The following is a 24,526-nucleotide window of genomic DNA, read 5'->3' as shown; positions in this document are numbered from 1 at the left end:
AATTGAGTATAGTCTAGCTTATAAATTAAAAAAGTAATCATTCTTGAGGAGGAAATATGATGGGTCAAGTATATGAAGGACATTTAGTAGCAACAGGATTAAAAGTAGGGATTGTAGTAGGACGTTTTAACGAATTTATCACGAGTAAATTACTAGGTGGAGCGGAAGATGCGTTAAAACGCCATGGTGTTAACGAAGCAGATATAGATGTAGCCTGGGTACCAGGTGCGTTTGAAATTCCATTTGCAGCAAAGAAAATGTTAGACACTCAGAAATATGATGCGGTTATTACATTAGGGACGGTTATCCGCGGGGCAACACCACACTTTGATTATGTTTGTAGTGAAGTCGCAAAAGGTGTGTCATCTTTGACGCTTTCATCAGGGAAACCTGTTATATTTGGGGTGCTAACAACGGATACGATTGAGCAGGCAGTTGAACGTGCTGGAACAAAGGCGGGAAATAAAGGATGGGATGCCGCTACTGCTGCAATTGAAATGGCGAATTTAGGAAGAAGCTTCGAGAAGTAAGAAAACCATCCCAGATCATTTATCGATGACTTTCATTATGGTCTTAGTTTGGAGAAGGGGAAGCTAATCAGATCCATTTATTTTATAGGTGATTAGCTTCCTAAAACAACAGCTTTTATGATTTAGAAAAGTATTTGTCGAAAATGATTTTATTCAACCGTTTGTTTTGGTAAAATAAATGGTGGCTATACATAATTAAGTACATGCTTTTAAACGAAAAATAAATTAAAAAGGAGTACAACAATGGAAAAAATTCTTATTTTCGGACACAAAAGTCCAGACACAGACACGATTACTTCTGCTATTGTTTATGCTAATCTGAAAAATAAATTAGGAGTAAATGCAGAGCCTGTTCGTCTTGGTGAAATTAACGGTGAAACACAATTTGCATTAGAGCATTTTGGAGTAGAGGTGCCACGTTTAGTAGAAACGGTTGCAAATGAAGTTGAAAATGTTATTTTAGTTGATCACAATGAATTTCAACAAAGTGCATCGGATATCGCTCAAGTTCGTGTGCTAGAAGTAATTGATCATCACCGTATTGCGAATTTTGAGACGAGTGATCCTTTGTATTATCGTGCAGAGCCTGTTGGATGTACAGCAACTATTTTAAATAAATTGTATAAAGAAAACGGAGTTGCCATTGAAAAAAACATTGCGGGTCTAATGGTTTCAGCTATTATTTCTGATTCTTTATTGTTTAAATCACCAACATGTACAGAACAAGACATTGCTGCAGCTCGTGAGCTCGCTGAAATTGCTGAAGTTGATCTTGATAGCTATGGTCTTGACATGTTAAAAGCAGGAGCTGATGTTAGCAGTAAGTCAGTTGCTGAGCTTATTTCTTTAGATGCAAAAGAATTTACGATGGGGGCGAATAAATTAGAAATCGCTCAAGTAAACGTTGTCGATACAAATGATGTTTTTCAAAGAAAAGCAGAAGTAGAAGAGGCATTAGCTAGTGTAATTGATAAAAAAGGATTAGACCTTTTCTTGTTAGTTGTAACAGACATCCTAGAAAATGATTCGGAAATTTTGGCGATGGGAAAACTTACTGATGCAGTTGAGAAAGCATACAACGTAACGTTAAAAGATAACACAGCTATTTTAGAAGGTGTTGTATCTCGTAAAAAGCAAATTGTCCCTGGTTTAGATTCTGTATTAGCAAAATAAACAAAAATAAGGAAGTACAGGGTAGCTGGAACACATTGGTGATGTTGTTCCAGTTATTCTTTTTTTTTACATTTAAAGTACCTCTTCACTTCAAATGTAAAAAAGCTATCCTCAAAACAAAACATACATAAAGTAACTCCAATAAAAAAACGGAAATAAACGTACCTTTTCCATATGTTGTTGAATATCACTTTAAAAAAATGAAATGAAATTACATAAGGTAGATATAGAAACAATTTGAATAAGAACCCTTTTCTGCAGCTTTGCATATGTTAAAATGGGTGAACGACAAGTAAAGTGTAAAAAAATGAAACGAAATCTGCTGAATTATGGTAGAATAATTGGTGAAAGCGCATACGAAAACAACCCAAGTTAGGGTTAGAACGTGAGAGGTCTATCATGCTTGTACCTTATAAATCAATGAATCAAAAAATTGCAATGGGGCTTCTTTCCTTTATGCCCAAAGAAAAAGATGTCAAAAAACTACAAAAAACAATTGAACGTTATGAAAATGATATTGATTGGAAGTTGTATTTGTGGAAGGAAGAAGATTTTGTTGGAGTTATTGGGATATCAATAGAAAGTGGAGAAGCATTGTTACAACATGTTTGTGTGAATCCCTCGCATAGAAGAGAAGGAATCGGGAAAAAGATGCTACGAGAATTAATGAAAACTTTACCTTGTGATCTGAAACCGACAAAAGAAACAAAACGTTTTTTAAGAACATGTGTGAAGGAAGAAGAGAGCCTTTAATTGTTCTCTTCTTCCTTCTTCTGTTTTCTAAGTGTTAATTGACGTGCTCGTTCTTTAACAATATCACTACGATCTCTTAGGGAATGTTTGTGAATTAGGTTCTCTGGAGCTTCTTTTTGTGTAGACCATTCTTTTCCTAATTGCAGGCAACGCTCTTTACACGCCAGAAGTAATGCATCATCAGTTATAGGGAATTCTAGATCAACAAAAGAACGTGGGGATGTTTTCAAAAGCATTTGTTGTGCTTTTAGCTGATCCAAAAGGTTGGGTACATCTAATCCTAATTTAGATATAGCTTTGTGTTCTTTTGTAATAATTGAGATTGCTTTATCATACATTCGCCATGCTCCATTCACATTCCCTCTACGATGGTGATACATTCCTACTGCTATTTGAATGAGCCCCACCCAGTGAGATTGGCGACTTCTTGTTGGTTGTTCTTTCCAATGTTCTTCTAATACTTCGTGGCACTCAAAGTAATCACGGTCACTGTGGAAATAGATAAGGAAATCTAAATAAGCTTTCGGATACATATGACATACTCCTTTTTTGAAAGTCTAGTTTTAGTCTATCATATTACTAGAAAATTGACCTACTTGAATGAGGACGAAGGCATGTTCCCCACTTTATTAAATTATGGTATAATCGCATCTGGCGTTAATTAAACAAAGCTAGTGGTGGTTGGATGAATCAATATAGTGTGAAGCTCGATACGTTTGAAGGGCCTCTTGATCTCCTTTTGCATCTTATTAATCAAGCAGAAGTAGATATTTATGATATTCCAGTTGCTGTCATTACCGATCAATATTTGGCCTACATTCGTACGATGCAAGATCTAGAACTTGATATTGCCAGTGAGTACCTTGTTATGGCCGCTACATTGCTTGCGATAAAAAGCAAGATGCTACTCCCTAAGCAAGAGGAGGAGATTTTTGATGATGAATGGCAAATGGATGAGGAAGAGGATCCTCGTGATGAATTAATTTATCGATTAATTGAATACAAAAAATACAAAGAAGCAGCAACAGAGTTAAAAGAAAAAGAACAAAAACGAAGTCTAGTACATACACGTCCACCTGAAGATTTGGAGCCGTATATTTCTGATGAAGAGCGACGTGATATTGCGATTTCTGGTGTTTCTCTATTTGATATGTTGAGTGCTTATCAAAAACTTATGAAACGTAAGGAATTAAAAGCGCCTCGGATGACAACAGTAACAAGTCAAGAATATTCGATTGAAGATAGAATGCAAGAAATATTGGAAGTTCTAGAAAAAAGATTTCAAGGCTCTTGCACATTCACAGACTTATTTTCAGTACCAGAACGAGGACAAGTTGTCGTCAGTTTTCTTGCCATCTTAGAATTAATGAAGACAAAGACTATTCGTTGCGAACAAACGAGCAATTTTTCAGACATCATGATTTACAGTATGGAGGAGGGAGTCCGCAATGACAATTCAGGAGCTTCAAGCAGCAATTGAGGGATTGTTGTTTGTAGTTGGAGACGAAGGGATGACAGTTGCTGATATTGCGACGGTGTTAGAAGCGGAAGAAGAGACCATCTCAGAAGCATTATTTGCACTTCGCTTGTTATATAATGAACAAAAACGGGGTTTGCAAATTGTGGAAATGGCGGGTGCTTTTCGTTTAACGACAAGACCAGAGCATGCCACGTATTTTAAGAAACTAGCTACATCTCCACTTCATTCAAGCTTATCTCAAGCTGCACTAGAGACGTTAGCGATTGTAGCTTATCGACAACCAATAACTCGGATGGCAATTGATGATATTCGAGGAGTGAAATCAGATCGTGCCATTCATACACTTTCATCAAAATTACTTATTAAAGAAGTAGGAAGAGAGCCTGGTCCAGGAAGACCAATTTTGTATGGGACGACAACATTCTTTTTAGATCATTTCGGTTTGAACAAGTTAGATGAGCTTCCTCCTTTACCAGAGAACATTGATGAAAGTTCTCTTGAAGATGAGGCTGATTTATTTTTTAAGAAATTTGAAGAAACGATGGAAATAGAGTAGTGTCTGCTCTTTAGAACTGATGAGATCACCGCTCATCCGTTTTTTTTTCGAAGAAACACCTAGACAGCCTCATGTAACATAGAATAAAACGTTACTGCCATGTTAGATGAGGAGGAATGGAATGTGAATACACATGAAGAAGCTATTTATGCTTGGGCAAAAGAGGTCAAAAATGTTTGGAATCAGTGTGGAACTCAGATTGAAGTACGAACTGACGATCAAACGATTAAACCATTTATAACTTCATTAGTTACGTTACTTAATGTATTAGAAAATCCAGAAACGCAACAAAGAGGGGTGGATCGGCAACAAATAGACGACCTTGCTTTTGATGTGTACAAAAAGTGGTTAGAGTTAGAACCCATGCGTTCTGAAGCCATCCAAACAGAATTTGATCCTGTTCCAATAGGTGGTCATAAATTACCACCATTGCCATATGCATATAATGCACTTGAACCATATATTGCAGAAGAAATTATGCGCCTTCACCATGATAAGCATCATCAAAGTTATGTCGATGGATTAAACAAAGCAGAAAAAGAAATGGAGAAAGCTAGAAGAAAGAATGACTATGATTTAATTAAACATTGGGAAAGGGAAGCTGCATTTCACGGTGCGGGGCACTACTTGCATACGATTTTTTGGAATATTATGAGTCCAAGAGGTGGTGGAGAACCTAGTGGTGAGTTAGCGAACCAAATAAGCAAGGATTTTGGAACCTTTAAAAAAATGAAGGAACATTTTTCAAAGGCAGCAGAAGAAGTAGAGGGAGGTGGTTGGGCACTTTTGGTTTGGTCTCCACGTTCACATCGGCTTGAAATTCTTCAAGCAGAGAAGCATCAAAATTTAAGTCAACAAGATGTGATCCCGTTACTTGTTCTTGATGTGTGGGAACATGCCTATTATTTACAATATAAAAATGAACGCAAACCCTACATTACAAATTGGTGGAATGTAGTCAACTGGCCAGAAGTTACTAATAGATACATTCAAGCTCGCCAGTTACGGTGGAAAACATATAAATAATGAAGAAAGTATGCATAAAAAGAGGAGGGGCATTTGTCCATCCTCTTATCATTTATCAAACAAGCTTAAGAAATAATCCTTCAACGATTCCATCCGTCGGTTATGGTTATCTAATTCTTTCTCTGTACCTGTAATGATAATTGAAGTAAGCGTATCGTTTTTGTGTAGACCACCGTGTTCCCCACCTTTGTAATGAACAGGGGCTCCTTCTGATTTCAAGGTATATCCTGGTTTTGCGGTAACAATCATCGTTTCACTATGGCTTCGAAGTGCTCCGTATAATTGATGAAATACATCAGGATAGTCTCCATAGGCTAGCTTCATTTCGCTCTGATTCAGGTCAATGTCTACAATCGGTTCATTCCCTTCTATGGTCCACGTTTGCCCATATTGATCTTGCCAATCTCCACCTTCTTTTATATGTAACACACCATCGTTACCACTTTGGTAAATGACTAATTCTTCCTCCTCTAACCAAGCAAGATGATCAATTCGATAGTCTTGTTGCAATTTGCTAGCTAAATCAAAGTAGCTAATATCTGATGACGTAGGGTAGAGATAAGCCATTCGATGATTGTTTGAAATTACTACATCACCACTGCTGGGCTCATCAAGAAGCGGTGCAACTGTATATGGATCAAGTAAAGGTTCGAGTTCAATCGCTACTTCTTCCTTTTTTTCCTTCAATTGATCTTGGCCATGATCCCCCATAATAATAAAAACATTTTCTTCGAGTGCGTTGTCCCAACTATCATATGCATTCAATATCTCTTGCAAATACCCATCTGCTCTTGTGAAATGCTCCGGGCTAACAGGTCCATGTTTATGGGCATCTTTATCATAATTAGGAAAGAAAATCATAGTGAAATCAGGTTGCTGATTTTCTTTGATTAGTTTTGCTGTAACCTCCGCTGAGTAGGAATCATTTAATCCAAATCGTTGATAAAGGGCGTCATCAACCTTTTGATTTTGCACAACTTTTGGCTGAATAGCTTGTCCAAATGCTAACAAATCTGGTCCTTTTGTTTTCAACTTCTCTGGTAGATGGAATAGTACTTTTACGTAATTCGGAACAGAGATATCATGAGTTTGATGTCCACGATATACAAGGAAGTTAATTGCTCCAGTTGAATACCCTTTTTGGTGTAGTGCTTCATATATTGTTTCAACATTAGGTGATAAATGATTCGTATTTAAATGCACAAGAGTATTCACTAGAGTATCATTCACCCCTAATTTCCAATATTTAGACAGTGTGGAGCCATAATCCATGATGACATCATCATTTGGATCATACCAAACTAGACCTGGAACTTGATGTTTTTGAGGTGAAGATCCAGTCATTAATGTGCTTTCAATCGCAACAGACATTGACGGAAAAGGAGCAACTAAATCATGATGAACAAATCCATTTTTGATTAAATATGAGATTGCTGGTAATGAACTACGATCAAGTCCGTCGTTAATCACTGCCTCCGTCATAGAGTCAATTAAAACGACAATCACATTCTTATGATCGTTAACAGCACCAGTTTCAGCTGATTGAGGTAGCATATCTCCTTCAGGACGCTTTTCATCACATCCAATTAACAGGCAGCAAATAAGAATAAAGAAAAGGTACGTTCTTATCATTTATCATCATCCTATCTAATAGAGCGTTTTGAAAAAGTGTATGAAGCGGCTCAGCTCATTGCCTAGAGGTTGTTCAAAGGGTGAAAAATTGTCCCCTTTGACCAACCTCTAATACGTTTGAATCTCAAACCCTTCGCCTTCTTGCCATTCGGCAAAAAAGACATGGGTAGGACCGGGTATTCCGAGACGAAATAACTCATTAGTTAACCATGCTTTATCTTGTTTCAACTTAGCTAACCCTTCTTCAATAATTTCCCCATCTTGAATGAGTAGAACAGGTAAATGTACAGGTTGCGGGGGTATATGCAAATCACGATTTGTCGGATAGTCAATGGGTTGCTTTCGCATGACATTTACTGCACCGTTTGTTTCAAGAATTCCATACTCAACTTCACGCACAGAAAATACTCCTTTATCGCGTAATAGGTGGAGAAGTTGATCCAAGTCCAGTTTGTTTTTCTTTAGCTCTTCATATTGAATTTGTCCTTTCGAAATAATAAGCGAAGGTGTGCCTTCTAACCATGGTCTTGATTCGCGAATTTTTTGAGTGATCATTTCAATAGTATAAATTAACAAACCCCAAACTACTACGGCGTAGAGTACGTAATGTAGTCCAATGTCTTTATCATAAATTGCATTACCAACGAGTTCTCCTAAGACGAGTGCGGAAATAAAATCAAACGGTGTGAGTTGAGTAATTTGGTTTTTACCTAATACTTTTGTCATAACAAGTAAAGCAAAAAAGCCGACAAAGAGTTCTAACGTTAAGGAAAGAAAATTCGTATTCACACTACTACCCCTTTGTTCGTAATCACATTACCAATTAGTGTGAACGAATAAAGGGGAGTTTATGAGCAGAATTTAACTGAGTGAGCCATTTATCAAATTAATTAACGAGGAGAACGGAAGTGTGGTGAAGTTGACCGAATTCTGAGTCAAGGTTTATTTGGTGACCACGAAATAGTGACTTGATTTGACCGCTTTTATTAAGCCAATGTGACTCAAAATAAGATCTATAGGCAGTCCAATATTGATCGATGATAATCACTTGCTCAGGTGAGAACATTTTTGATAATTCGAACGCCGAGACATTATGCGTTTGAGGAGTTTCTTCCACTATTTTTGAGTGTATAGCAAATTGTTGCTTGGCTACAGCCTCGCGAATTTGATAAGTCAAAAGGAGTAAATGTGCTTTCTTTTCTTCAAGTAATTTTGTTTGAATATGTACATTAAAAGATGTTGATGTTTGGGTCAACTCATTTAGTCCAGTAACCTCCAATTTCAATATACAAACAGTGTAGCATAAACAAAATATTTTATTTACAAATTTTGTAGCTAATAGTTTTCTTTAAAAGTTTCCATCCTAGAACCGAAGGGGATTCTTCAAAAAGCGATTTATAACTCTTAGGGGGACTTAACAATGACCGTAGCAGCAAAGTTTAAACAAACATTAGCAGGATTAAAAAGTGCACAAGCTAGCCTAGAGACGTTTGCACTTGAAACAGAAAATCAACAAGCAAAGCAACTTTTTCAACAAATGGCCCAACAAACACAAGGAGTAGTTGATGGCTTAGAACCACGTTTGCAACAAATTGAAGAAGAAGAGCCTCAATATAAGCAATAAAAAGAACTAGTAAAAGGGGTGACTCATACTGGACTGATCTTTATGATGGGTCACCCTTTGTACATAAGTTTACAAAAGGAGAGAACTATGATGAAAGGGTTAATAAAAGCAATCCTTGTTCTTTGCTTCTTAAGTGGGTGTCAAATGTTAGGCGCCGAACAAGATATAAGGCCCATGCAACTATCACAAAATGCAGTTATTGATCAGGAATATGCTGACGAAGCAAAGAAAATTATTTTATCAATGGAAGAAGTAGTTGAAATAAAAGGGGTATCACAAAAAACAGATATTTATTTGGCTCCTAGAGTAAAACATTTCGATCGCTTTAGGTTAAAGGAAATACGAAAGTACGGGTATGATTCAGTGAAAAAACGGTATCCAGATGCAACGGTTCACGTTTCGACTGACCAAAAAATCTTCATGGAACTTGAGAAGCTAGAACAAGAATTAAAAAATAAAACGATAAGTGAAGAACGTATGGAAAAGAAATTAAAAAAGCTTGATGAGATGATGAAAGGGTAAAAGAGGTGAAAGTAGATGTCATCGAGTAAAAAGAAAAATGTAACTCCTGCACAAGAAAACTATCAGAAACTAGCGAGTAAACATGAACAAAAACGTCCTGTCGCGAAAAATTGTATTCGTGCTTTTCTAGTAGGTGGGTTTGTGTGCCTTGTTGGACAAGGGATTCATGTTTTTTATTATACATTTTTTGATTTTACACAACGGACAGCAAGTGATCCAACGGTTGCAACGTTAATCTTTGTTTCTGTTCTTTTGACTGGTTTTGGCGTATATGATCGGTTTGCACAATTTGCGGGAGCGGGAACGGCTGTACCTGTAACGGGTTTTGCTAATTCAGTTGCCTCAGCAGCTATCGAACATCGTACAGAAGGATATGTGCTTGGTGTTGGAGGAAATATGTTTAAATTGGCTGGATCTGTTATCGTCTTTGGTACGGTTGCCGCTTTCGTTATTGCCATTATAAAAACAATGCTCGTTCAGTGGGGAGGGTTGTAAGATGTTACAAGGGCATCAAACATGGGAGTTTGAAAATCAGCCAGTCATTCTTTCGACAGGAACAGTTGGTGGACCATTTGAAGCGAATGGAGAACTAGCTGAGGATTTTGATTTGTTACACGAAGATTTGTGGCTTGGTCAAGAATCTTATGAAAAGGCCCAAAAAGTATTATTAGAAGAGTCGATCACACGTGCAATTGAGAAAGCTGAATTACGCAATGAAGATATTCAATTCATGTTTACTGGGGATTTAATTAATCAACTTACACCGTCAAGTTTTGCCGGGAGGACATTAGCAATTCCTTATCTAGGCTTATTTGGAGCATGCTCTACTTCTATGGAAGGGCTCGCTCTTGCTGCTTTTATTATTAATGCAAAAGGGGCAGAACGAATTGTAACAGCTGCTTCAAGTCATAATGCAGCTACGGAAAAGCAGTTTCGTTATCCAACTGAATATGGGGGGCAAAAACCACCAACAGCCCAATGGACCGTTACGGCTTCAGGTGCTGCAGTTATAGCCAATAAAGGAAGTGGCCCAGTCGTAACATCTGCAACCATAGGAAAAGTAATTGATATGGGATTGTCGGATCCATTCAATATGGGTGGAGCAATGGCACCAGCCGCCGCCGATACGATTGTGTCTCATTTTAGAGACCGGAACCTTCCGCCAGATCATTATGATTTAATTGCTTCTGGAGATTTAGGCGAAATAGGGCTTCCTATTGCTAAAGAATTACTTGAGCAGAAGGGCTTGTATGTACCGGAAGGTTCTTTTCAAGATTGTGGGTTAATGATTTATCGAGAAGGACAACCTGTTCTAGCTGGTGCGAGTGGGCCCGGTTGTTCAGCTTCTGTTACATATGGTCATTTGCTTAATCGTATGAAACGAGGAGAGCTAAAAAGGATATTAATCGTTGCAACAGGAGCATTATTATCACCTTTATCGTTTCAACAACAAGAGACGATCCCTTGTATTGCTCATGCTGTGTCAATTGAGCTAGGAGGTGGTCTTGCATGATCTTTCTATCGGCATTTGTTGTCGGGGGCTTGATTTGTGTAATTGGACAAATCTTAATGGATGTGTTGAAACTAACGCCAGCTCATACGATGAGTGCACTTGTTGTATCTGGTGCTATTTTAGATGGTTTAGGGTTATATGAGCCACTTATAGATTTTGCTGGTGCGGGTGCTACCGTACCGATTACAAGCTTTGGGAATTCACTTGTACATGGGGCAATGGCAGAAGCCGATGTGAATGGGTTAGTAGGTGTTATTACAGGAATATTTGAGGTGACAAGTGCCGGCATTTCAGCAGCAATCATTTTTGGATTTCTTGCCTCGCTCGTATTTAAACCAAAAGGCTAAAGGAGTATGGGATATGACAGTTGGAAGTCAAGTGCAAGGCATGTTAGTATCATTGCAATCAATTGAAGCGACGTTAACGTCACTTGCATTAAAATCGAATGAGCAAGAAGCAAGAGAAGCCTTCCACCAAGGTGCATTAAAAACACGTACAGTTATACAAGAAATACTAAAGCGAAAAGGTAAAATTGAGTCGGAGGAACCACAATATCAACAAACGTAAGGAGGTGTTAAAATGCAAGGATGGATTGAGGTTGCGCTTCGGAGTTTCATCGGGTTTGTGTTGTTACTAGCTATTGCAAGGTTATTAGTAAGAAAACCGCTGGGGGAAACTTCGCAATTAGAATTTGGGCTCATCGCCTCAGTCGCAGTGATCTTAGCAATAGGTTCCATTCAATTAACCATTCCAATCACGTATTTATTGATTGCCTTAGTTATTTGGGCGGGGGGGGCAATTAGCATCACATTACTGAGTATGAAAAATGCAACGTTTCGTTCTGCCATTTACGGAAAAGGAATTCCTATAATGAAAGATGGAAAAATTCTTGAAGATAATATGAAAAAACAGCACATAAATACAGATGAGTTACTTCGTAAACTAAGAGCAAAACAAGTATTTCAAGTTGCTGATGTTGAATTTGCTGTATTGGAAGGAAACGGAGAATTGAATGTTCTAGTAAAAAAAGAACAACAACCAATCACGTCTAAAATGCTGCATCACCAAATACCTCCAATAAAGGAACCAGAAACAGTAATAATGGACGGGAAAGTTCTGAATGAACCATTAGCTACAAGAGGACTAAGTCAAGAGTGGCTTAAAACAGAGCTCAAGAAGATGGATGCCATAGTTGAAAATGTGTTTCTGGCTCAAATAGATGAATATGGTCAGCTTACCATTGATTTATTTGATGATATTCTTCAAGTTCCACAGCCAACAGAGTTGCCTTTGCTGGAAGCTAGTATGAAAAAAGTTGAAGCTGACATGGAGCAGTTTGCTCTTGATACTGAAGATGTAGAGGCTAAACAAACATATAAATGGTGTGCTGAACAAATGAAACAAGTTCATCAGATGGTATCGCCATATACAAAATCGTAATGCTCTTCTTCAAATTTGTCCCTTCGTTTTGTCAAAACGTACGAAGGGTTTTTGTATTAAGAATTTTTAATATTCCATCCTATGATGTCTAATAATTTTTTGTATTCTATTTGGATATACTGGAAAAGAGGTCATTGCTAAGCATCCATTGAAATAATACGAAGGAGGAATAAATATTGGAATATGTGATATCATTTGCCAAAGCGCTAGGGATGTTTGTTGTGGGGCTTACGGCTTTTCGATTCATGGGGAGTCAAGCTGTTGGCAGATTGACCGATTTTGATCTAGTTATAGCAATTGCAATTGGTGCGTTAATTGCTAAACCGTTGTCAGACCCTGATTTAAATCCATGGATTTCAGTAGTTGCTATTTTTGCACTGGTAATCGCGCAAATCGTCATCAGTTTGCTATCTCTTAAAAGTATAACCTTTGAAAGAATCATTGCAGGTAGACCGATCAAGGTGGTTGAGAATGGTTTAATTATTATGAGCGGATTACGCAAAGCAAGACTCAGTAAAAATGAATTGAGTGAGGAATTACGAGTGAAAGGGTTCCAGTCACCATCGGAAGTGCAGCTGGTTATCCTAGAACCAAGTGGCAAATTAAGTGTGTTCGAGAAATCCAAACAAGACGAGTCAACCAAGGATATTAAATAATATATTATACCGTTTAGTTAAATGCTTTAATCTTTAGATTAGGCCTTTATATTATGTTTTTTTTACATTCGAGTGCTTGAAATAAAAGAATCAAGGAGAATTCATAATGGTATTAAGTCTCATTAGAAAAGTACTCCGAAAGACCATTAACATATCACACTGGAAATTAATAGCTATGGGCTTTGTTTTTATCCTACTAAGCTCGTTTATTATTTATTTTTTAGAGCCAAATGAGTATAAAAATCCATTTAACGGCTTTTGGTTTGTGATGACAACTATTTCACAAGTTGGTTTTGGGGATTATATACCTAAAACAACTATAGGCAGATTTTATACAGTGATATTGTATCTTGTTGGTGTCGGTTTTTTTGCAATTATTGTCACTAAATGGGTCGACTTACTAAATAATTATGAAGAATTAAAGGAGGAGAAAATACTGGGTTATAAAGGGAAAAATCACATGGTTATGATTAATTGGTCTCAAAAAGCTAAATTTACGATTGAAGAAATTATAAAGCGTCAAAATATTGATATTGTATTAATTGATCAATTAAGTGAATCTCCGATGAAAAATAATAATGTCCATTATGTTCTAGGGAATGCCACAAAGACTGAAACCCTTAAAAGAGCAAATATTTTAGATGCAAAATCGATTTGTATTTTTGCTCCTGATTTTACACTCGACGAAATATCAGGAGATGGTAAGACGTTATTAATTGCTTCTACGATTAAAAAGTTAGCCGAGCAGGAGCAAGCTACTGTCTATGTTATTGTTGAAATATTAGATGAAGACCATGTAAGGAATACGAATCTTGGTTGTGTAGATGAATTCATTTTGTCTAATAAGCCATTTTCACATTTAATGGCTAAAACAGCTCTACATAAGCACCTTGATTACTCATAAAATCTCTCATATTAAAAAAATCAAAAGAGGGGCAATGGTCAACATAGTTAGCGTATGTTCTATGAGAAACCCCCATAGCAGGCTTTAAGAAATGCAGTGGGTACGATCATTGCTTCGAGTTGGTCAAAAAGGTTAAAAACGAATTTTTTGAACAACGTCTATAAAAACAGTAGCACTCACATCCTCATGTATTTCTTACTTGTCTAAAATGCAAAAGAAACGTGTAAATTAGAAAAATATATAAATCAAAGATATATATAATACTCCATAGATAACTAATGATGTTAAAAGTAAGGTTATTGAAAAAACCTTGATGTGGATGTTGAAACCATTCATTGAGAAAAAACAACCTATAACCAGATAAACCATTTGATGTATTGAAATCAATCGCAAACCAGACGAAGTGAATGATAAATATAGCAGTTGTATGTATGAAAAATAACTGTTGCCGATATTTTACATAGGCAAGTATGTCATCCTTTTTCACGGTTGTGTCGATGAGTCCGCGGTATTTTTTAGTTTTTTGTTGTATATAGTAATCTAAACGCTTAAAATCAGAACTTCCTAATGTACTAGCATAAAGAATAAAAAGAATAATAATTACTTGAAAAAAAGATACTTTTCCAGTTAAGTAATAATTAATTCCAGCCAATAAAGCTTGGAAAATAGTGCATAAGATAATAATTATCAAGCACCATTGACTAAGAAGGTCCAATCTGAATCGGTAGCGGCTAACTAAAAACAACAGCGTAGCTAACCAAGTCAGTCCTTCTGAAAGAATAAATAAAACCCACCCATGCTCATATAGGAAAGACACTTATTTTCCCCCTCTATTTTTGATTTAATGGATGTCCTACCTATATGATTAAACATTTAGTAATATGCTGACCTCATAAGTCAGTAGATTACAACATCGAAGCAGAAGTTTTGGTGGTCTTGCTAATTTCTCCTACTTCATTAACATAGTAGTTGCTAGTTTGAAAGAAAGTAGAGATATTTATATGATATAAATAAAAATAGCTTACAGGGGAAAAAATATGCTTAATACTTGTCCAAGGAGGCGTTAAAGTGACAGTTGGAACACAAGTGAGACAAGCTTTAGCAAATGCCAAAAGTGTACAAGCGAATTTTGAAACGTTTGCACTTCAAACACAGGATGAGGTGGCTAAAGAAAAGTATGCTAAGGCCGCTACACAGATTCAAGAAATAATTGATGGGTTGGAAACACGAATGGATATGATTGAGCAGGAAGAACCTAGCTTCAAAATGGATTCGGATTTTTGAAACTTCCTTATAAAAAGAGGACGGGCTCACAGTTTGTGAGTCTGTTCTTTTACATATTATAAATGCTAGTCAGTCTATAATGGATTTGTCTTAACCTTAACAGGCATTCTACCTTATCCTCATCTTTCATGTTTTCTTTAAGCAATTCAACCTCTAATTCAATGTCTTGATAATCACTTTGTGCTGCTAAAAGTTGCAATTTCCACTTTCTTTTTGCATATTCCTTTTCAAATTCGGTGATGTTTGAGACTGCACCGTCCCATTCTTCTTGTTCTATCTGATGGTGCAGGTGCGAAATTGAATTTAATAATAATTCATCTTTTTCAGTTTTTACGATATTTCCGACATTACAGCCTGAAATCAAAATGATAATCATAAACAAACCCAAATTAATAGTTATTTTTCTGTCCACAGTAACACTCCCTAAATATCTTTTCATAGTATGCTTAGTTTTACTTTGCCCAATAATAAATAAGATAGTACGTTTATATATAGAGGTGGGATTCGATGACTGAATTAGGAACAGTTATGATTAGAGGTGTGGTTGGAATTCTATTCATGCTCATTTTGGCCCGTCTTATGGGCAAGAAACATATTCAAGATATGACATTTTATGAATATATTGTAGGGATCTCAATCGGAAGTATATCGGCGGAATTAACATTCGGTACAGAGGTAAGAATGTCAAATTTTCTTCTTGGCATGCTTATTTGGGCTATCATACCGATAATCATTTCTAAGATTGAATTAAAATCATTGCGCTTTCGCGTACTAACAGAAGGTCATCCTACCATTTTAATCAAGAACGGAAAAATCCTTGAAAAAAATTTAAAAAAAGAAAATTTAACAGTAGATGAACTTATGATAAATCTACGGCAAAAAGATGTCTTTAAACTTTCTGACGTTGAAACAGCCATCATGGAAAAAAGTGGACAAGTAAGTGTAATGAAAAAAAGTGAATTGCAGCCGTTAACTCCAAAAGACATAGGCGAAGTAGTTGAACAAGAACGCGAACCACGTTTAGTGATTATTGATGGCAATATCATGGAAAGAAGTTTGCGTGAATATGGCTATACGAAAGAATGGTTGTTGGGTGAAATCATGAAGCAGGGGGCAAAGAATTTTTCTGATGTATTTGCTGCACAAATTGATTCGATAGGGAATGTTTATGTTGACTTATACAATGACACATTGAAAATGCCACAAATTAAGCAAAAGCTATTAGTAGCTGCTAATATTAAACAACTTCAAGCAAATTTAGTGAATTTCTCTTTGCAAACTGAAAATAAAAATGCAAAAGAAATGTACAATGGCTATGCCAAACAAATGGATAAATTGTTAGATGAAATGAGTGGATATTTAAAAGAATAGTATACATAACTCCGTTGTATAAAAAAAGTCCCAAAAATAAGAAAAGACGGCTACGCCGTTTTTCTTACAGATGGTTAGTATAATATTAATGTTGGATTCGTTGATATTTTTCATCTTTACGTGTATAAGCTAAATGAAGTTTTCCTTCGTCATTCATCGTACAAAGAAAAATACTCTCGATACGTACGATCCCTTCGTTTTGCAAACGCTGGCGAAGGGTTTCTTTTGTAACATTAAGTTCTTTTAAGATTTCAGCTTGCATAACTCCTTCGATGATCACTGGGTAAGACATGCCACTACTTTTCTTTGTAATCCCCAAATCTTCAATACTAGGAGCTGCGTTAGCAGGCTTCTTTTGAATGCTAAGGTCCCCATTTGCTTCAATCACTCCAACCTGCACTTCATTTATATCGAAGACATTTTTCTGTCGAAGCAACTGAAAAATATTATCAATGGTATACTGAATTGTTCCTAAATTATCAATTAATAATTGCCCATCTTTGATCACAACAGTTGGCTCAAACGTAATATACTTTCCGAATTTTCGTTTTTTCATTGCGATCTTTGCAACAGCTTTTTGAAAGAAACCAATTGCCACAATCGCGTAAGCTGTATGAATATGGCTAACAGAAGGATCGGCTAAATCAGCACCAGTAACACTAGCAAGAGTGACGAAAATCAAGAAATCAAAAATAGGAACTTGTCCAATCGATCTTTTTCCCATAAATAAAGTCATGGCAAGTAATAGGGGGAATATTGTTATAATGCGTCCTGAAATATTAGCAAGTTCTAACAACAATGACATAGAAACCTTCCTTTCTTGCACACTAATCTGTTTCATTATTTCCTAATTTACCAAAGATAAACGAGTATTATTTATTGAATTGGCTTATAGGTTGGAGTCATATCATTGGTTGTCCTGCATAGATTGCTAGTAAGAGAAAAAAGACAGGCACATAGTTGCTGTCATAGACAGGACGGGGATCTGAAAAATGGGAAAAAAAATAGCACTTATAATTATTGTTACTTTATTAATTAGTCCACTACTACCGATGCAAGCCAATTCAGAGCAACGAAATTTCTCCGTTTCTGCTCAAGCGGCAGTATTAATCGAGCAGGAATCTGGGAGAGTGTTGTATGGGAAAAATGAAAACACTCCCCTTCGAATTGCAAGCATTACGAAAATCATGACCGCTATTCTAGCCATTGAATCTGGAAAGATGGATGAAATGGTTCAAGTTTCTACAAGAGCCGAAGGGACAGAAGGGTCCTCTATTTACTTGCGTGCAGGTGAAAAAATTAAACTAGAGGATCTTGTTTATGGGTTGATGTTGCGTAGTGGAAATGATTCAGCTGTAGCTATAGCCGAACATGTTGGCGGGAGTCTAGAAGGCTTTATTTACATGATGAACGAGAAAGCGGAACAGTTAGGAATGGTTAACTCGATGTTTCAAAATCCCCATGGATTAGATGATCATGAAGATCACTATTCATCTGCCTATGATATGGCGTTATTAGGCCAATATGCAATGGGGAACGAAGTGTATCGTGAAATTTCTTCTGCGAAGAATCATCGCGCAGAAGGAGAGCAAGTGCGAGTATGGCGTAATAAAAATCGTTTATTAACAGAGCTTTATCAATATTCAACAGGTGGAAAAACCGGTTATACGAAACGTGCAAAACGGACGCTCGTCTCTACGGCTTCGAAAGATAATGAGAACTTAATTGCTGTGACATTAAACGCACCAAGTGATTGGCATGATCATATGAATCTTTTCAACTGGGCATTTGATACGTATTCAACGGAGCTTCTAGTTGAAGAAGGGACCATTCAAGAAATTGAAGATGAATTTTATAAAGATCGAGTATATGCTCCTTATTCATTTGAGTATCCATTATCTCAATCAGAAAAAGAAGAGTTTCAAAAAGAAATTACCTTATACCGACCACCTACAGATGAAAGGAAGAATAGTTATGATCCACCTCAGCCTGTTGGCAAAGTGGAACTGACAATAAATAACGAAATGATTGGCCAAGTACCGTTGCTATATGATGCCCCAGAAATTGAAGAGAAACGAGGTTTTTGGTCTCGCTTTCTGGACTTTTTCTCTTTTACCATTGGGGTGAGTAGTATTGATTAATAAAATTTGGGTGGCGATGCTCGTAATCGGGATTGGATTTGGTGCAGTAAACGGCCGGATGGAAGAAGTGAATGAAGCGATTTTTGCAGGGGCCAAGGATGCTGTAACCATTTGTTTAGGGTTAATTAGTATCCTTGTTTTCTGGCTAGGGTTAATGAAAATTGCCCAAGAAGGAGGGCTGCTAAATGCCCTTGCAAAGTTAATGCGTCCAATTGCAACAAGGATTTTTCCTGAAGTTCCAGCAAATCATCCGGCGATGGGATATATTTTATCGAATATGACGGCTAATCTATTTGGTCTAGGAAATGCAGCTACACCAATGGGAATTAAGGCGATGCAACAATTAAAGGATTTAAATGGGGGCAAAGATTCAGCAAGTCGATCTATGATCACATTACTTGCAATAAATACGGCGAGTATTACCCTTATTCCAACGACGGTTATTTCGATTCGAATGAGCTATGGATCTGTTTCACCAACGGAAATTGTGGGGACAACGCTTGTGGCAACAACCTGTTCAACAATTGGAGCGTTGCTAATTGATCGATATTTTTATTATAGACGTGTGAGGAAGGGGAGAGCTTAGATGGGCTGGATTACGGTTATTTCAATTTGGTTCATTCCAGTCTTGATCGCGTTTGTCCTCATGTATGGAACATACAAACAAGTACCAACTTATGAAACATTTGTTGAAGGGGCAAAAGAAGGATTTGGGATGGCTATTTCAATTATTCCATATCTCGTCGGGATGCTTGTTGCGATCTCAGTTTTTCGTGCTTCTGGAGCGATGGATTTTATTATTGAATTTATGAAACCTCTTTTGCAAGCAATTGGAGTCCCTTCAGAAATTGTTCCGCTCGCGATGATTCGCCCGATTTCTGGAACAGGTGCTCTTGGAATGACATCAGATTTAATTGCGACCTATGGACCGGATTCGTTTATTGGAAGATTGGCTTCCACGATGCAAGGGAGTACAGATACAACGTTTTATGTTTTAACTGTTTACTTTGGAGCAGTCGGCATCAAGAAAATGGGCGATGCTCTTAAGGTCGGTTTACTTGCTGATGTTGTAGGAATTATCGCTTCCATTGTGATTGTAACTTATGTATTTGGAATGTAAGGATTAATATTCAATAGATTTGAATTTTGAAAAGAAGCCTCAAAGATCTATTAGAGGTTTCTCTTTTTAATTGGTTGTACTTGAAGTTTAGAAGTGTTTGCTAAAGGTTATAAGTTAGTAGTAGGAACAGGATTCTTGCTTTCCCTATTAATCTATGATAAAAAAATTCTATAAGAGCGCATACAAAAGAATAGAAGACGAGTAATTAGAAGTAAAAAGGAGGAGAAAGTGATGCAAAAAAGCGATCTTTTCATTGGTGGAGAGTGGGTAACGTTAAGTGAGCAAATTGAAGTTACGAATCCGTCTACAGGTGAGGTAATTGGACAAGTTCCAAACGGGGGAGAAAAAGAGGCCAAGCTCGCTGTAGACGCAGCTTATAATGCTTTTCCTGACTGGGCTAGTAAGACGGCCAATGAGCGTAGTGAGATTTTAGTAAAGTGGTATCAGTTAATAAAAGAAGAAGCAGAAGAGATTGCTAAAATAATGACAATGGAACAAGGAAAACCACTCAAAGAAGCAATAGGTGAAGTGGGCTATGCGAATAGTTTTATTTCTTGGTACGCAGAAGAAGGAAAGCGTATTTACGGGGAAACAATTCCTGCTTCTTTTCCTAACAAGCGAATTATTGTCCAAAAGCAGCCTGTAGGAGTAATCGCTGCCATTACGCCGTGGAATTTTCCAGCAGCGATGATTACGAGAAAAATTGCACCTGCCCTAGCGGCTGGTTGTACAGCAGTTATCAAACCTGCTGAACAAACACCTCTTACTGCAATTTATTTAGCAATGCTTGCTGAACAAGCAGGTATTCCAGCGGGCGTAATAAATGTTGTTACTGGTGATGCTAAAGCAATTGGAGAGACGTGGATGAGTGATGAGCGTGTCCGAAAAGTTACGTTCACCGGTTCAACAGAAGTGGGCAAATTGCTGATGAGACAAGCTGCTGACACAGTAAAAAAACTTTCGTTGGAATTAGGAGGACATGCACCATTTATTGTCATGGATGATGCTGATCTCGATCTTGCTGCTGAAGGAGCAATTGCATCAAAATTTCGTAACGCGGGTCAAACGTGTGTCTGTGCTAACCGCATTTATGTCCATGAAGATGTCATTGATCCTTTTTTAACTAAATTCATAGAAAAAGTAAGAGAATTATCTGTAGGAGATGGTTTCAAAGAGGAAAATAACATTGGACCGTTGATCGATGAGGATGCGGTAGCAAAGGTGAAAGCGCAAATTCATGACGCAAAAGAGAAAGGTGCATCGATCTTAACAGGAGGAGATTTGGTTTCTGGATTGTTTTTTCAACCTACAGTGGTAGCAGGCGCTACAGATGATATGGTATGTATGACAGAAGAAACATTTGGTCCTATTGCGCCCATCTCTACATTTGCGTCAGTGGATGAAGTCATAAGGCGAGCGAATAACTCACGATTTGGCTTAGCGGCTTATGTTTATACAGAGAAACTATCAAATGCGATTCGGATGAGTGAAGCTCTTGAATATGGAATTGTTGGAGTAAACGATGCTCTTCCGGCAGTTGCTCAGGCGCCGTTTGGCGGCTTTAAAGAAAGCGGATTAGGGCGAGAAGGTGGCCATCACGGAATAGATGAATTCCTCGAAACAAAATATATCTCAATGGGAATCTAGAATTAAAGTAAAAGCAGGTGGCCACAGGTCATTTGCTTTTTTTTTTACGCTATTAAAAGGGGTATGTATCTATTTACTTGAGAATTCATTATTGGAAGAGTATGATGGTACATGAGGTGAACGAGATGGAACGGTTACAGAAAGTAATTGCCCAAGCTGGAATAACATCACGGCGTAAGGCAGAACAACTAATAGTTGATGGAAAAGTGAAAGTAAATGGGAAAGTAGTACGTGAGCTTGGAGTGAAAGTAACACCGAATAAAGATGCAATTGAGGTTGAAGGCGTGCCGATCGACCGTGAGGAACCGGTGTACTTTCTTTTGTATAAACCAAGTGGCGTCATTTCAAGTGTAAAAGATGAAAAAGATCGTAAAGTTGTTACAGATTTTCTTGATATCGAACAACGTGTTTTCCCGGTTGGAAGACTTGATTATGATACATCTGGTTTATTGTTATTAACCAATGATGGTGAATTTGCCAATACACTTATGCATCCTAAGTTTAAAATTGAAAAAGTGTATGTAGCGAAAGTAAAAGGAATTCCTTCAAGAGAAAAACTGAAAGAGCTTCAGAATGGGGTAAGGCTCGAAGATGGGAAGACTGCGCCGGCGAAAGTGAAAATGATGTCAATGGATAAGAAAAAACAAACGTCCATTATTCGTTTAACCATTCATGAAGGGCGTAATCGACAAGTACGTCGAATGTTTGATGCAATCGACCATCCTGTGATGAAACTAAAACGTGAAGAATATAGTTTTCTTACTTTACGTGGAATGAATCCAGGTGACGTGCGTCCACTGAAACCGATTGAAGTGAAACATTTACGAGAATTAGCTGTCACGAAACCGTCATAAACCCCGCCTAAATACATTCGTTTCTAACGTTATAATAGAGATAATTAAGGTAAATGATTTTGCAGTGAAAAGGAGGGGAGTCTGTTGAAACAAAAACGTCTAATCGTGCGTTCTAGCATATTAGTTGTGATTGGAATTGCCCTTGCCTATACGTTTTATGCGAACTTTATTGCAGATCATAGCGTGGCACAAGCAGGCGACTATTCAATAAATTTTGTCTTAAATGATCTAGAAGGGGAACGCATTGAGCTTGAAGGAATGAAAGGAAAAGGTGTTTTCTTAAACTTCTGGGGAACCTATTGTCCTCCATGTGTCAAAGAGATGCCTATTATGGAAGAATTATATACTGAATATAAAGATCAAGGTGTGGAAATTGTTGCGATTAATGCAAATGAAACAGAACTTCAAGTAGAAAATTTTGCAAATCGCTTAGGTTTAACTTTTCCAATCGCCATTGATAAAGGTCGAAATGTTATTGATGCATATGGAATTAAACCATTGCCGACGACTATCTTGATTGATGAGCATGGAGTAATTGTTCGAGTGTTTTCGGGTGGCATGACTGAGCAAATGGTGCGTGATTTCATGGAAGAGATAAAACCCGGAACGTAATTGAGGTGTGGGGAAATGAGTAAATTTACATGTGAATGTGGGCATAAAAACCCGCGAGGAACATTTGTTTGTGAATCGTGTGGAAAGCCAGTTGAAGGAAATGAACAAAAAGAGCAACTTCTAGATATGAAGTACGAAGGAGTTGCTCGTCGCTCACAAACGTACACAACAACATTTATTGATAAAATATGGATGTTCTTTTCATCTGTAAAAGTGGGAATATGGATCATTGTAGTGACACTCGTAGCTTCAGCGATTGGAACGATTTATCCACAAGAGATGTATATACCACCAACGGTTAATCCTGCTAATCATTATGCAGATGAGTACGGGCTTATGGGGCAGTTGTATTATCAGCTAGGTTTTCATAACCTGTATAGTTCTTGGTGGTATATGCTTTTAATTGCCGCTTTAGGAGTATCCATATTTATTGCCAGTGTTGATAGGTTTTTCCCATTGTACAGAGCATTAAAAACACAAAGGGTAACGAGGCATGAAAATTTCTTGAAAAGACAGCGTGTCTATGGAACATCGGCAGTTGACGATATTGATCGTTCGTTTGATCTTGCTAAAGAGAAATTAAAAGAGAAAAAGTATAACATTTCAGAAGAGAACGGTAATATTGTTGCTGAAAAAGGGCGGTTTGCACGGTGGGGGCCCTATATTAATCACATAGGACTTATCATTTTTTTGATTGGCTGTATGTTACGGTATTTTCCTGGAATGTATGTGGACGAGCATATGTGGATCCGCGAAGGTGAAACGACTGTCGTTCCGAGTACAGGTGGAAAATATCATGTCGGTAATGAAGAATTTCTTATCGAGCTTTACGATGAGGATGATGAAGTCTTTAAAGAAGCAATGCAACGTGCAGGTGGACCAGTTGTCAAAACATATCAAACAGATGCTGTATTGTATGAGCGTGAGGATACTGGAGCAGTAGGATCCGAAGGAGAATTAATTGAAGTTGACCGAAAGAAAATTCGTGTCAATGATCCGATGAAGTTTGATAGTTTTGCACTTTATCAAGTTGATTATAAGCTTCATGAATTAAATACGATGAGTTTCACACTTGAAAATAAAGAGACAAGTGAAACATTTGGTAGAGTCGATATTGATTTATTTAACCCTCGGTCGGTTTATGATTTAGGAAATGGATACAGAATTGAAATTAGGGAGTACTTTCCAGACTATTTCATGAACAGCTCTAACATACCAACGACTCGTTCGCAAATTCCAGATAATCCAGTATTTATTTTTGAGATGTATACACCTGAAACTCCAGAAGGAGAAGTGAGCTTTGTTGGAATTCGGACAAACCTCGAACCGGTGGGGGAAAATAATTACAAAATGACGTTCGTTGATGTTGAAACGAAGCACGTTACAGCATTGATAGTAAGAAAGGATCATACACTGCCTTTCCTAATTATAGGAGGGATTATTTTTATGATTGGTCTTGTTCAAGGTTCTTACTGGGCTCACCGTCGTATTTGGTTGCAGCGAATTGATGGGAAAGTATGGGTTGCAGGGCATACAAATAAAAATTATTTAGCATTAAGAAAAGATATTGAATTTGCAATTGCTGATACAGGAATTTCGACGCCCATTGATCAAGTAGAAGAAGAAGAAATAACAAAAGACAAAAATAATTAGTTTAAAGGAAGAAAGGGATTAGGGAGTTGGTAAAA

General features: G+C 37.3%; 31 protein-coding genes. 24 read left to right on the top strand and 7 right to left on the bottom strand.

Translation table 11 applies throughout. The annotated features are described in order from the left end of the window. Nucleotides 1-59: 59 nt before the first annotated feature. The 3 genes from ribH to SAZ04_RS16910 all read left to right on the top strand — a co-directional run bounded on the left by ribH (nt 60) and on the right by SAZ04_RS16910 (nt 2,456). Nucleotides 60-530, top strand: a complete 471-nt coding sequence (ribH, locus tag SAZ04_RS16920; RefSeq protein ID WP_332697425.1) for a 6,7-dimethyl-8-ribityllumazine synthase — start codon at nt 60-62, stop codon at nt 528-530. A 243-nt stretch (nt 531-773) separates the two neighbouring features. Beyond that, a complete protein-coding gene (locus SAZ04_RS16915; protein WP_332697392.1) occupies nt 774-1,703 on the top strand; it encodes a manganese-dependent inorganic pyrophosphatase in 930 nt (309 codons plus the stop codon). A 399-nt stretch (nt 1,704-2,102) separates the two neighbouring features. Continuing rightward, a complete protein-coding gene (locus tag SAZ04_RS16910; RefSeq protein WP_332697390.1) occupies nt 2,103-2,456 on the top strand; it encodes a GNAT family N-acetyltransferase in 354 nt (117 codons plus the stop codon). On the opposite strand, the gene SAZ04_RS16905 is transcribed toward SAZ04_RS16910, so the two are convergent. After that, nucleotides 2,453-2,989 carry a DUF309 domain-containing protein gene (locus tag SAZ04_RS16905; RefSeq protein ID WP_332697388.1) on the bottom strand — a complete coding sequence of 179 codons (537 nt, stop codon included), beginning with the start codon at nt 2,987-2,989 and terminating at the stop codon, nt 2,453-2,455. The genes SAZ04_RS16910 and SAZ04_RS16905 overlap by 4 nt on opposite strands. Before the next feature lie 152 nt (nt 2,990-3,141). On the opposite strand from SAZ04_RS16905, the gene SAZ04_RS16900 reads away from it, so the two are divergent. The 3 genes from SAZ04_RS16900 to SAZ04_RS16890 all read left to right on the top strand — a co-directional run bounded on the left by SAZ04_RS16900 (nt 3,142) and on the right by SAZ04_RS16890 (nt 5,518). Continuing rightward, nucleotides 3,142-3,936, top strand: a complete 795-nt coding sequence (locus SAZ04_RS16900) for a segregation/condensation protein A (RefSeq protein WP_332697386.1) — start codon at nt 3,142-3,144, stop codon at nt 3,934-3,936. Further along, entirely contained in the window at nt 3,905-4,492 is a 588-nt protein-coding gene (scpB, locus tag SAZ04_RS16895; RefSeq protein WP_332697384.1) for an SMC-Scp complex subunit ScpB, read from the top strand. The genes SAZ04_RS16900 and scpB overlap by 32 nt, the downstream gene beginning before the upstream one ends. 123 nt (nt 4,493-4,615) lie before the next feature. Continuing rightward, complete coding sequence (locus SAZ04_RS16890; protein WP_332697382.1) at nt 4,616-5,518, top strand: superoxide dismutase; 903 nt, start codon at nt 4,616-4,618, stop codon at nt 5,516-5,518. Nucleotides 5,519-5,566: 48 nt separating this feature from the next. On the opposite strand, the gene SAZ04_RS16885 is transcribed toward SAZ04_RS16890, so the two are convergent. The 3 genes from SAZ04_RS16885 to SAZ04_RS16875 all read right to left on the bottom strand — a co-directional run bounded on the left by SAZ04_RS16885 (nt 5,567) and on the right by SAZ04_RS16875 (nt 8,405). Beyond that, nucleotides 5,567-7,150 (bottom strand): alkaline phosphatase family protein, encoded by a 1,584-nt coding sequence (locus tag SAZ04_RS16885; RefSeq protein WP_332697380.1) that lies wholly within the window; start codon nt 7,148-7,150, stop codon nt 5,567-5,569. Between the two features lie 108 nt (nt 7,151-7,258). Next, on the bottom strand, nt 7,259-7,939 hold the full coding sequence (locus SAZ04_RS16880; protein ID WP_332697377.1) for a DUF421 domain-containing protein: 681 nt from the start codon (nt 7,937-7,939) through the stop codon (nt 7,259-7,261). A gap of 97 nt (nt 7,940-8,036) precedes the next feature. Continuing rightward, nucleotides 8,037-8,405 carry a hypothetical protein gene (locus tag SAZ04_RS16875; RefSeq protein WP_332697375.1) on the bottom strand — a complete coding sequence of 123 codons (369 nt, stop codon included), beginning with the start codon at nt 8,403-8,405 and terminating at the stop codon, nt 8,037-8,039. 165 nt (nt 8,406-8,570) lie between these two features. On the opposite strand from SAZ04_RS16875, the gene SAZ04_RS16870 reads away from it, so the two are divergent. The 9 genes from SAZ04_RS16870 (at nt 8,571) to SAZ04_RS16830 (ending at nt 13,809) form a co-directional block, all read left to right on the top strand. Further along, nucleotides 8,571-8,774 carry a DUF1657 domain-containing protein gene (locus SAZ04_RS16870; protein WP_332697373.1) on the top strand — a complete coding sequence of 68 codons (204 nt, stop codon included), beginning with the start codon at nt 8,571-8,573 and terminating at the stop codon, nt 8,772-8,774. Between the two features lie 87 nt (nt 8,775-8,861). Then, complete coding sequence (locus SAZ04_RS16865; protein WP_332697371.1) at nt 8,862-9,296, top strand: hypothetical protein; 435 nt, start codon at nt 8,862-8,864, stop codon at nt 9,294-9,296. Nucleotides 9,297-9,311: 15 nt separating this feature from the next. Continuing rightward, entirely contained in the window at nt 9,312-9,791 is a 480-nt protein-coding gene (spoVAC, locus tag SAZ04_RS16860; RefSeq protein ID WP_332697369.1) for a stage V sporulation protein AC, read from the top strand. A gap of 1 nt (nt 9,792) precedes the next feature. Further along, nucleotides 9,793-10,809: a stage V sporulation protein AD gene (gene spoVAD / locus SAZ04_RS16855; RefSeq protein ID WP_332697368.1), complete on the top strand. Its 1,017-nt coding sequence runs from the start codon at nt 9,793-9,795 to the stop codon at nt 10,807-10,809. Continuing rightward, nucleotides 10,806-11,156, top strand: coding sequence for a stage V sporulation protein AE (spoVAE, locus tag SAZ04_RS16850; RefSeq protein WP_332697366.1), 351 nt, complete (start codon nt 10,806-10,808; stop codon nt 11,154-11,156). Before spoVAD ends, spoVAE begins: the two co-directional genes overlap by 4 nt. 13 nt (nt 11,157-11,169) lie before the next feature. Next, the gene (locus SAZ04_RS16845) at nt 11,170-11,376 is read left to right on the top strand and encodes a DUF1657 domain-containing protein (RefSeq protein ID WP_332697364.1); all 207 of its coding nucleotides are present in this window, start codon (nt 11,170-11,172) and stop codon (nt 11,374-11,376) included. A gap of 12 nt (nt 11,377-11,388) precedes the next feature. Beyond that, entirely contained in the window at nt 11,389-12,249 is an 861-nt protein-coding gene (locus tag SAZ04_RS16840; protein WP_332697362.1) for a DUF421 domain-containing protein, read from the top strand. Between the two features lie 185 nt (nt 12,250-12,434). Then, nucleotides 12,435-12,905: a DUF421 domain-containing protein gene (locus SAZ04_RS16835; RefSeq protein ID WP_332697423.1), complete on the top strand. Its 471-nt coding sequence runs from the start codon at nt 12,435-12,437 to the stop codon at nt 12,903-12,905. Nucleotides 12,906-13,011: 106 nt separating this feature from the next. Next, nucleotides 13,012-13,809, top strand: coding sequence for a potassium channel family protein (locus SAZ04_RS16830; protein ID WP_332697360.1), 798 nt, complete (start codon nt 13,012-13,014; stop codon nt 13,807-13,809). A gap of 184 nt (nt 13,810-13,993) precedes the next feature. On the opposite strand, the gene SAZ04_RS16825 is transcribed toward SAZ04_RS16830, so the two are convergent. Then, nucleotides 13,994-14,626 carry a hypothetical protein gene (locus tag SAZ04_RS16825; RefSeq protein ID WP_332697358.1) on the bottom strand — a complete coding sequence of 211 codons (633 nt, stop codon included), beginning with the start codon at nt 14,624-14,626 and terminating at the stop codon, nt 13,994-13,996. A gap of 251 nt (nt 14,627-14,877) precedes the next feature. Between SAZ04_RS16825 and SAZ04_RS16820 the strand changes: the two genes are divergently transcribed. Further along, entirely contained in the window at nt 14,878-15,093 is a 216-nt protein-coding gene (locus tag SAZ04_RS16820; protein ID WP_332697356.1) for a DUF1657 domain-containing protein, read from the top strand. A 49-nt stretch (nt 15,094-15,142) separates the two neighbouring features. Here SAZ04_RS16820 and SAZ04_RS16815 read toward each other — a convergent pair whose 3' ends face one another. Then, nucleotides 15,143-15,505: a DUF4363 family protein gene (locus tag SAZ04_RS16815; protein ID WP_332697354.1), complete on the bottom strand. Its 363-nt coding sequence runs from the start codon at nt 15,503-15,505 to the stop codon at nt 15,143-15,145. A 95-nt stretch (nt 15,506-15,600) separates the two neighbouring features. Here SAZ04_RS16815 and SAZ04_RS16810 point away from each other — a divergent pair, with 95 nt between their 5' ends. Continuing rightward, nucleotides 15,601-16,464 (top strand): DUF421 domain-containing protein, encoded by an 864-nt coding sequence (locus SAZ04_RS16810; protein ID WP_332697352.1) that lies wholly within the window; start codon nt 15,601-15,603, stop codon nt 16,462-16,464. An 85-nt stretch (nt 16,465-16,549) separates the two neighbouring features. Here the strand turns inward: SAZ04_RS16810 and SAZ04_RS16805 are convergent, their stop codons facing one another. Then, nucleotides 16,550-17,269: a DUF421 domain-containing protein gene (locus SAZ04_RS16805; RefSeq protein ID WP_332697350.1), complete on the bottom strand. Its 720-nt coding sequence runs from the start codon at nt 17,267-17,269 to the stop codon at nt 16,550-16,552. 187 nt (nt 17,270-17,456) lie between these two features. On the opposite strand from SAZ04_RS16805, the gene SAZ04_RS16800 reads away from it, so the two are divergent. The 7 genes from SAZ04_RS16800 to resB all read left to right on the top strand — a co-directional run bounded on the left by SAZ04_RS16800 (nt 17,457) and on the right by resB (nt 24,491). Continuing rightward, complete coding sequence (locus SAZ04_RS16800; RefSeq protein ID WP_332697348.1) at nt 17,457-18,605, top strand: D-alanyl-D-alanine carboxypeptidase family protein; 1,149 nt, start codon at nt 17,457-17,459, stop codon at nt 18,603-18,605. Then, nucleotides 18,598-19,191, top strand: a complete 594-nt coding sequence (locus tag SAZ04_RS16795) for a nucleoside recognition domain-containing protein (RefSeq protein ID WP_332697345.1) — start codon at nt 18,598-18,600, stop codon at nt 19,189-19,191. The genes SAZ04_RS16800 and SAZ04_RS16795 overlap by 8 nt, the downstream gene beginning before the upstream one ends. Continuing rightward, nucleotides 19,192-19,725, top strand: coding sequence for a spore maturation protein (locus SAZ04_RS16790; protein WP_332697343.1), 534 nt, complete (start codon nt 19,192-19,194; stop codon nt 19,723-19,725). A 231-nt stretch (nt 19,726-19,956) separates the two neighbouring features. Beyond that, on the top strand, nt 19,957-21,372 hold the full coding sequence (locus SAZ04_RS16785; protein ID WP_332697341.1) for an NAD-dependent succinate-semialdehyde dehydrogenase: 1,416 nt from the start codon (nt 19,957-19,959) through the stop codon (nt 21,370-21,372). A 125-nt stretch (nt 21,373-21,497) separates the two neighbouring features. Beyond that, on the top strand, nt 21,498-22,226 hold the full coding sequence (locus SAZ04_RS16780) for a pseudouridine synthase (protein WP_332697339.1): 729 nt from the start codon (nt 21,498-21,500) through the stop codon (nt 22,224-22,226). An 84-nt stretch (nt 22,227-22,310) separates the two neighbouring features. Beyond that, nucleotides 22,311-22,838 carry a thiol-disulfide oxidoreductase ResA gene (gene resA, locus SAZ04_RS16775; protein ID WP_332697337.1) on the top strand — a complete coding sequence of 176 codons (528 nt, stop codon included), beginning with the start codon at nt 22,311-22,313 and terminating at the stop codon, nt 22,836-22,838. 15 nt (nt 22,839-22,853) lie between these two features. Beyond that, entirely contained in the window at nt 22,854-24,491 is a 1,638-nt protein-coding gene (resB, locus tag SAZ04_RS16770) for a cytochrome c biogenesis protein ResB (RefSeq protein WP_332697335.1), read from the top strand. The last annotated feature ends 35 nt before the right edge of the window (nt 24,492-24,526 follow it).

The sequence above is a fragment of the Halalkalibacter lacteus genome (assembly GCF_036663595.1).
Lineage (GTDB): Bacteria > Bacillota > Bacilli > Bacillales > Bacillaceae_D > Halalkalibacter > Halalkalibacter lacteus.
This window is presented reverse-complemented; position numbering and strand designations above follow the sequence as displayed.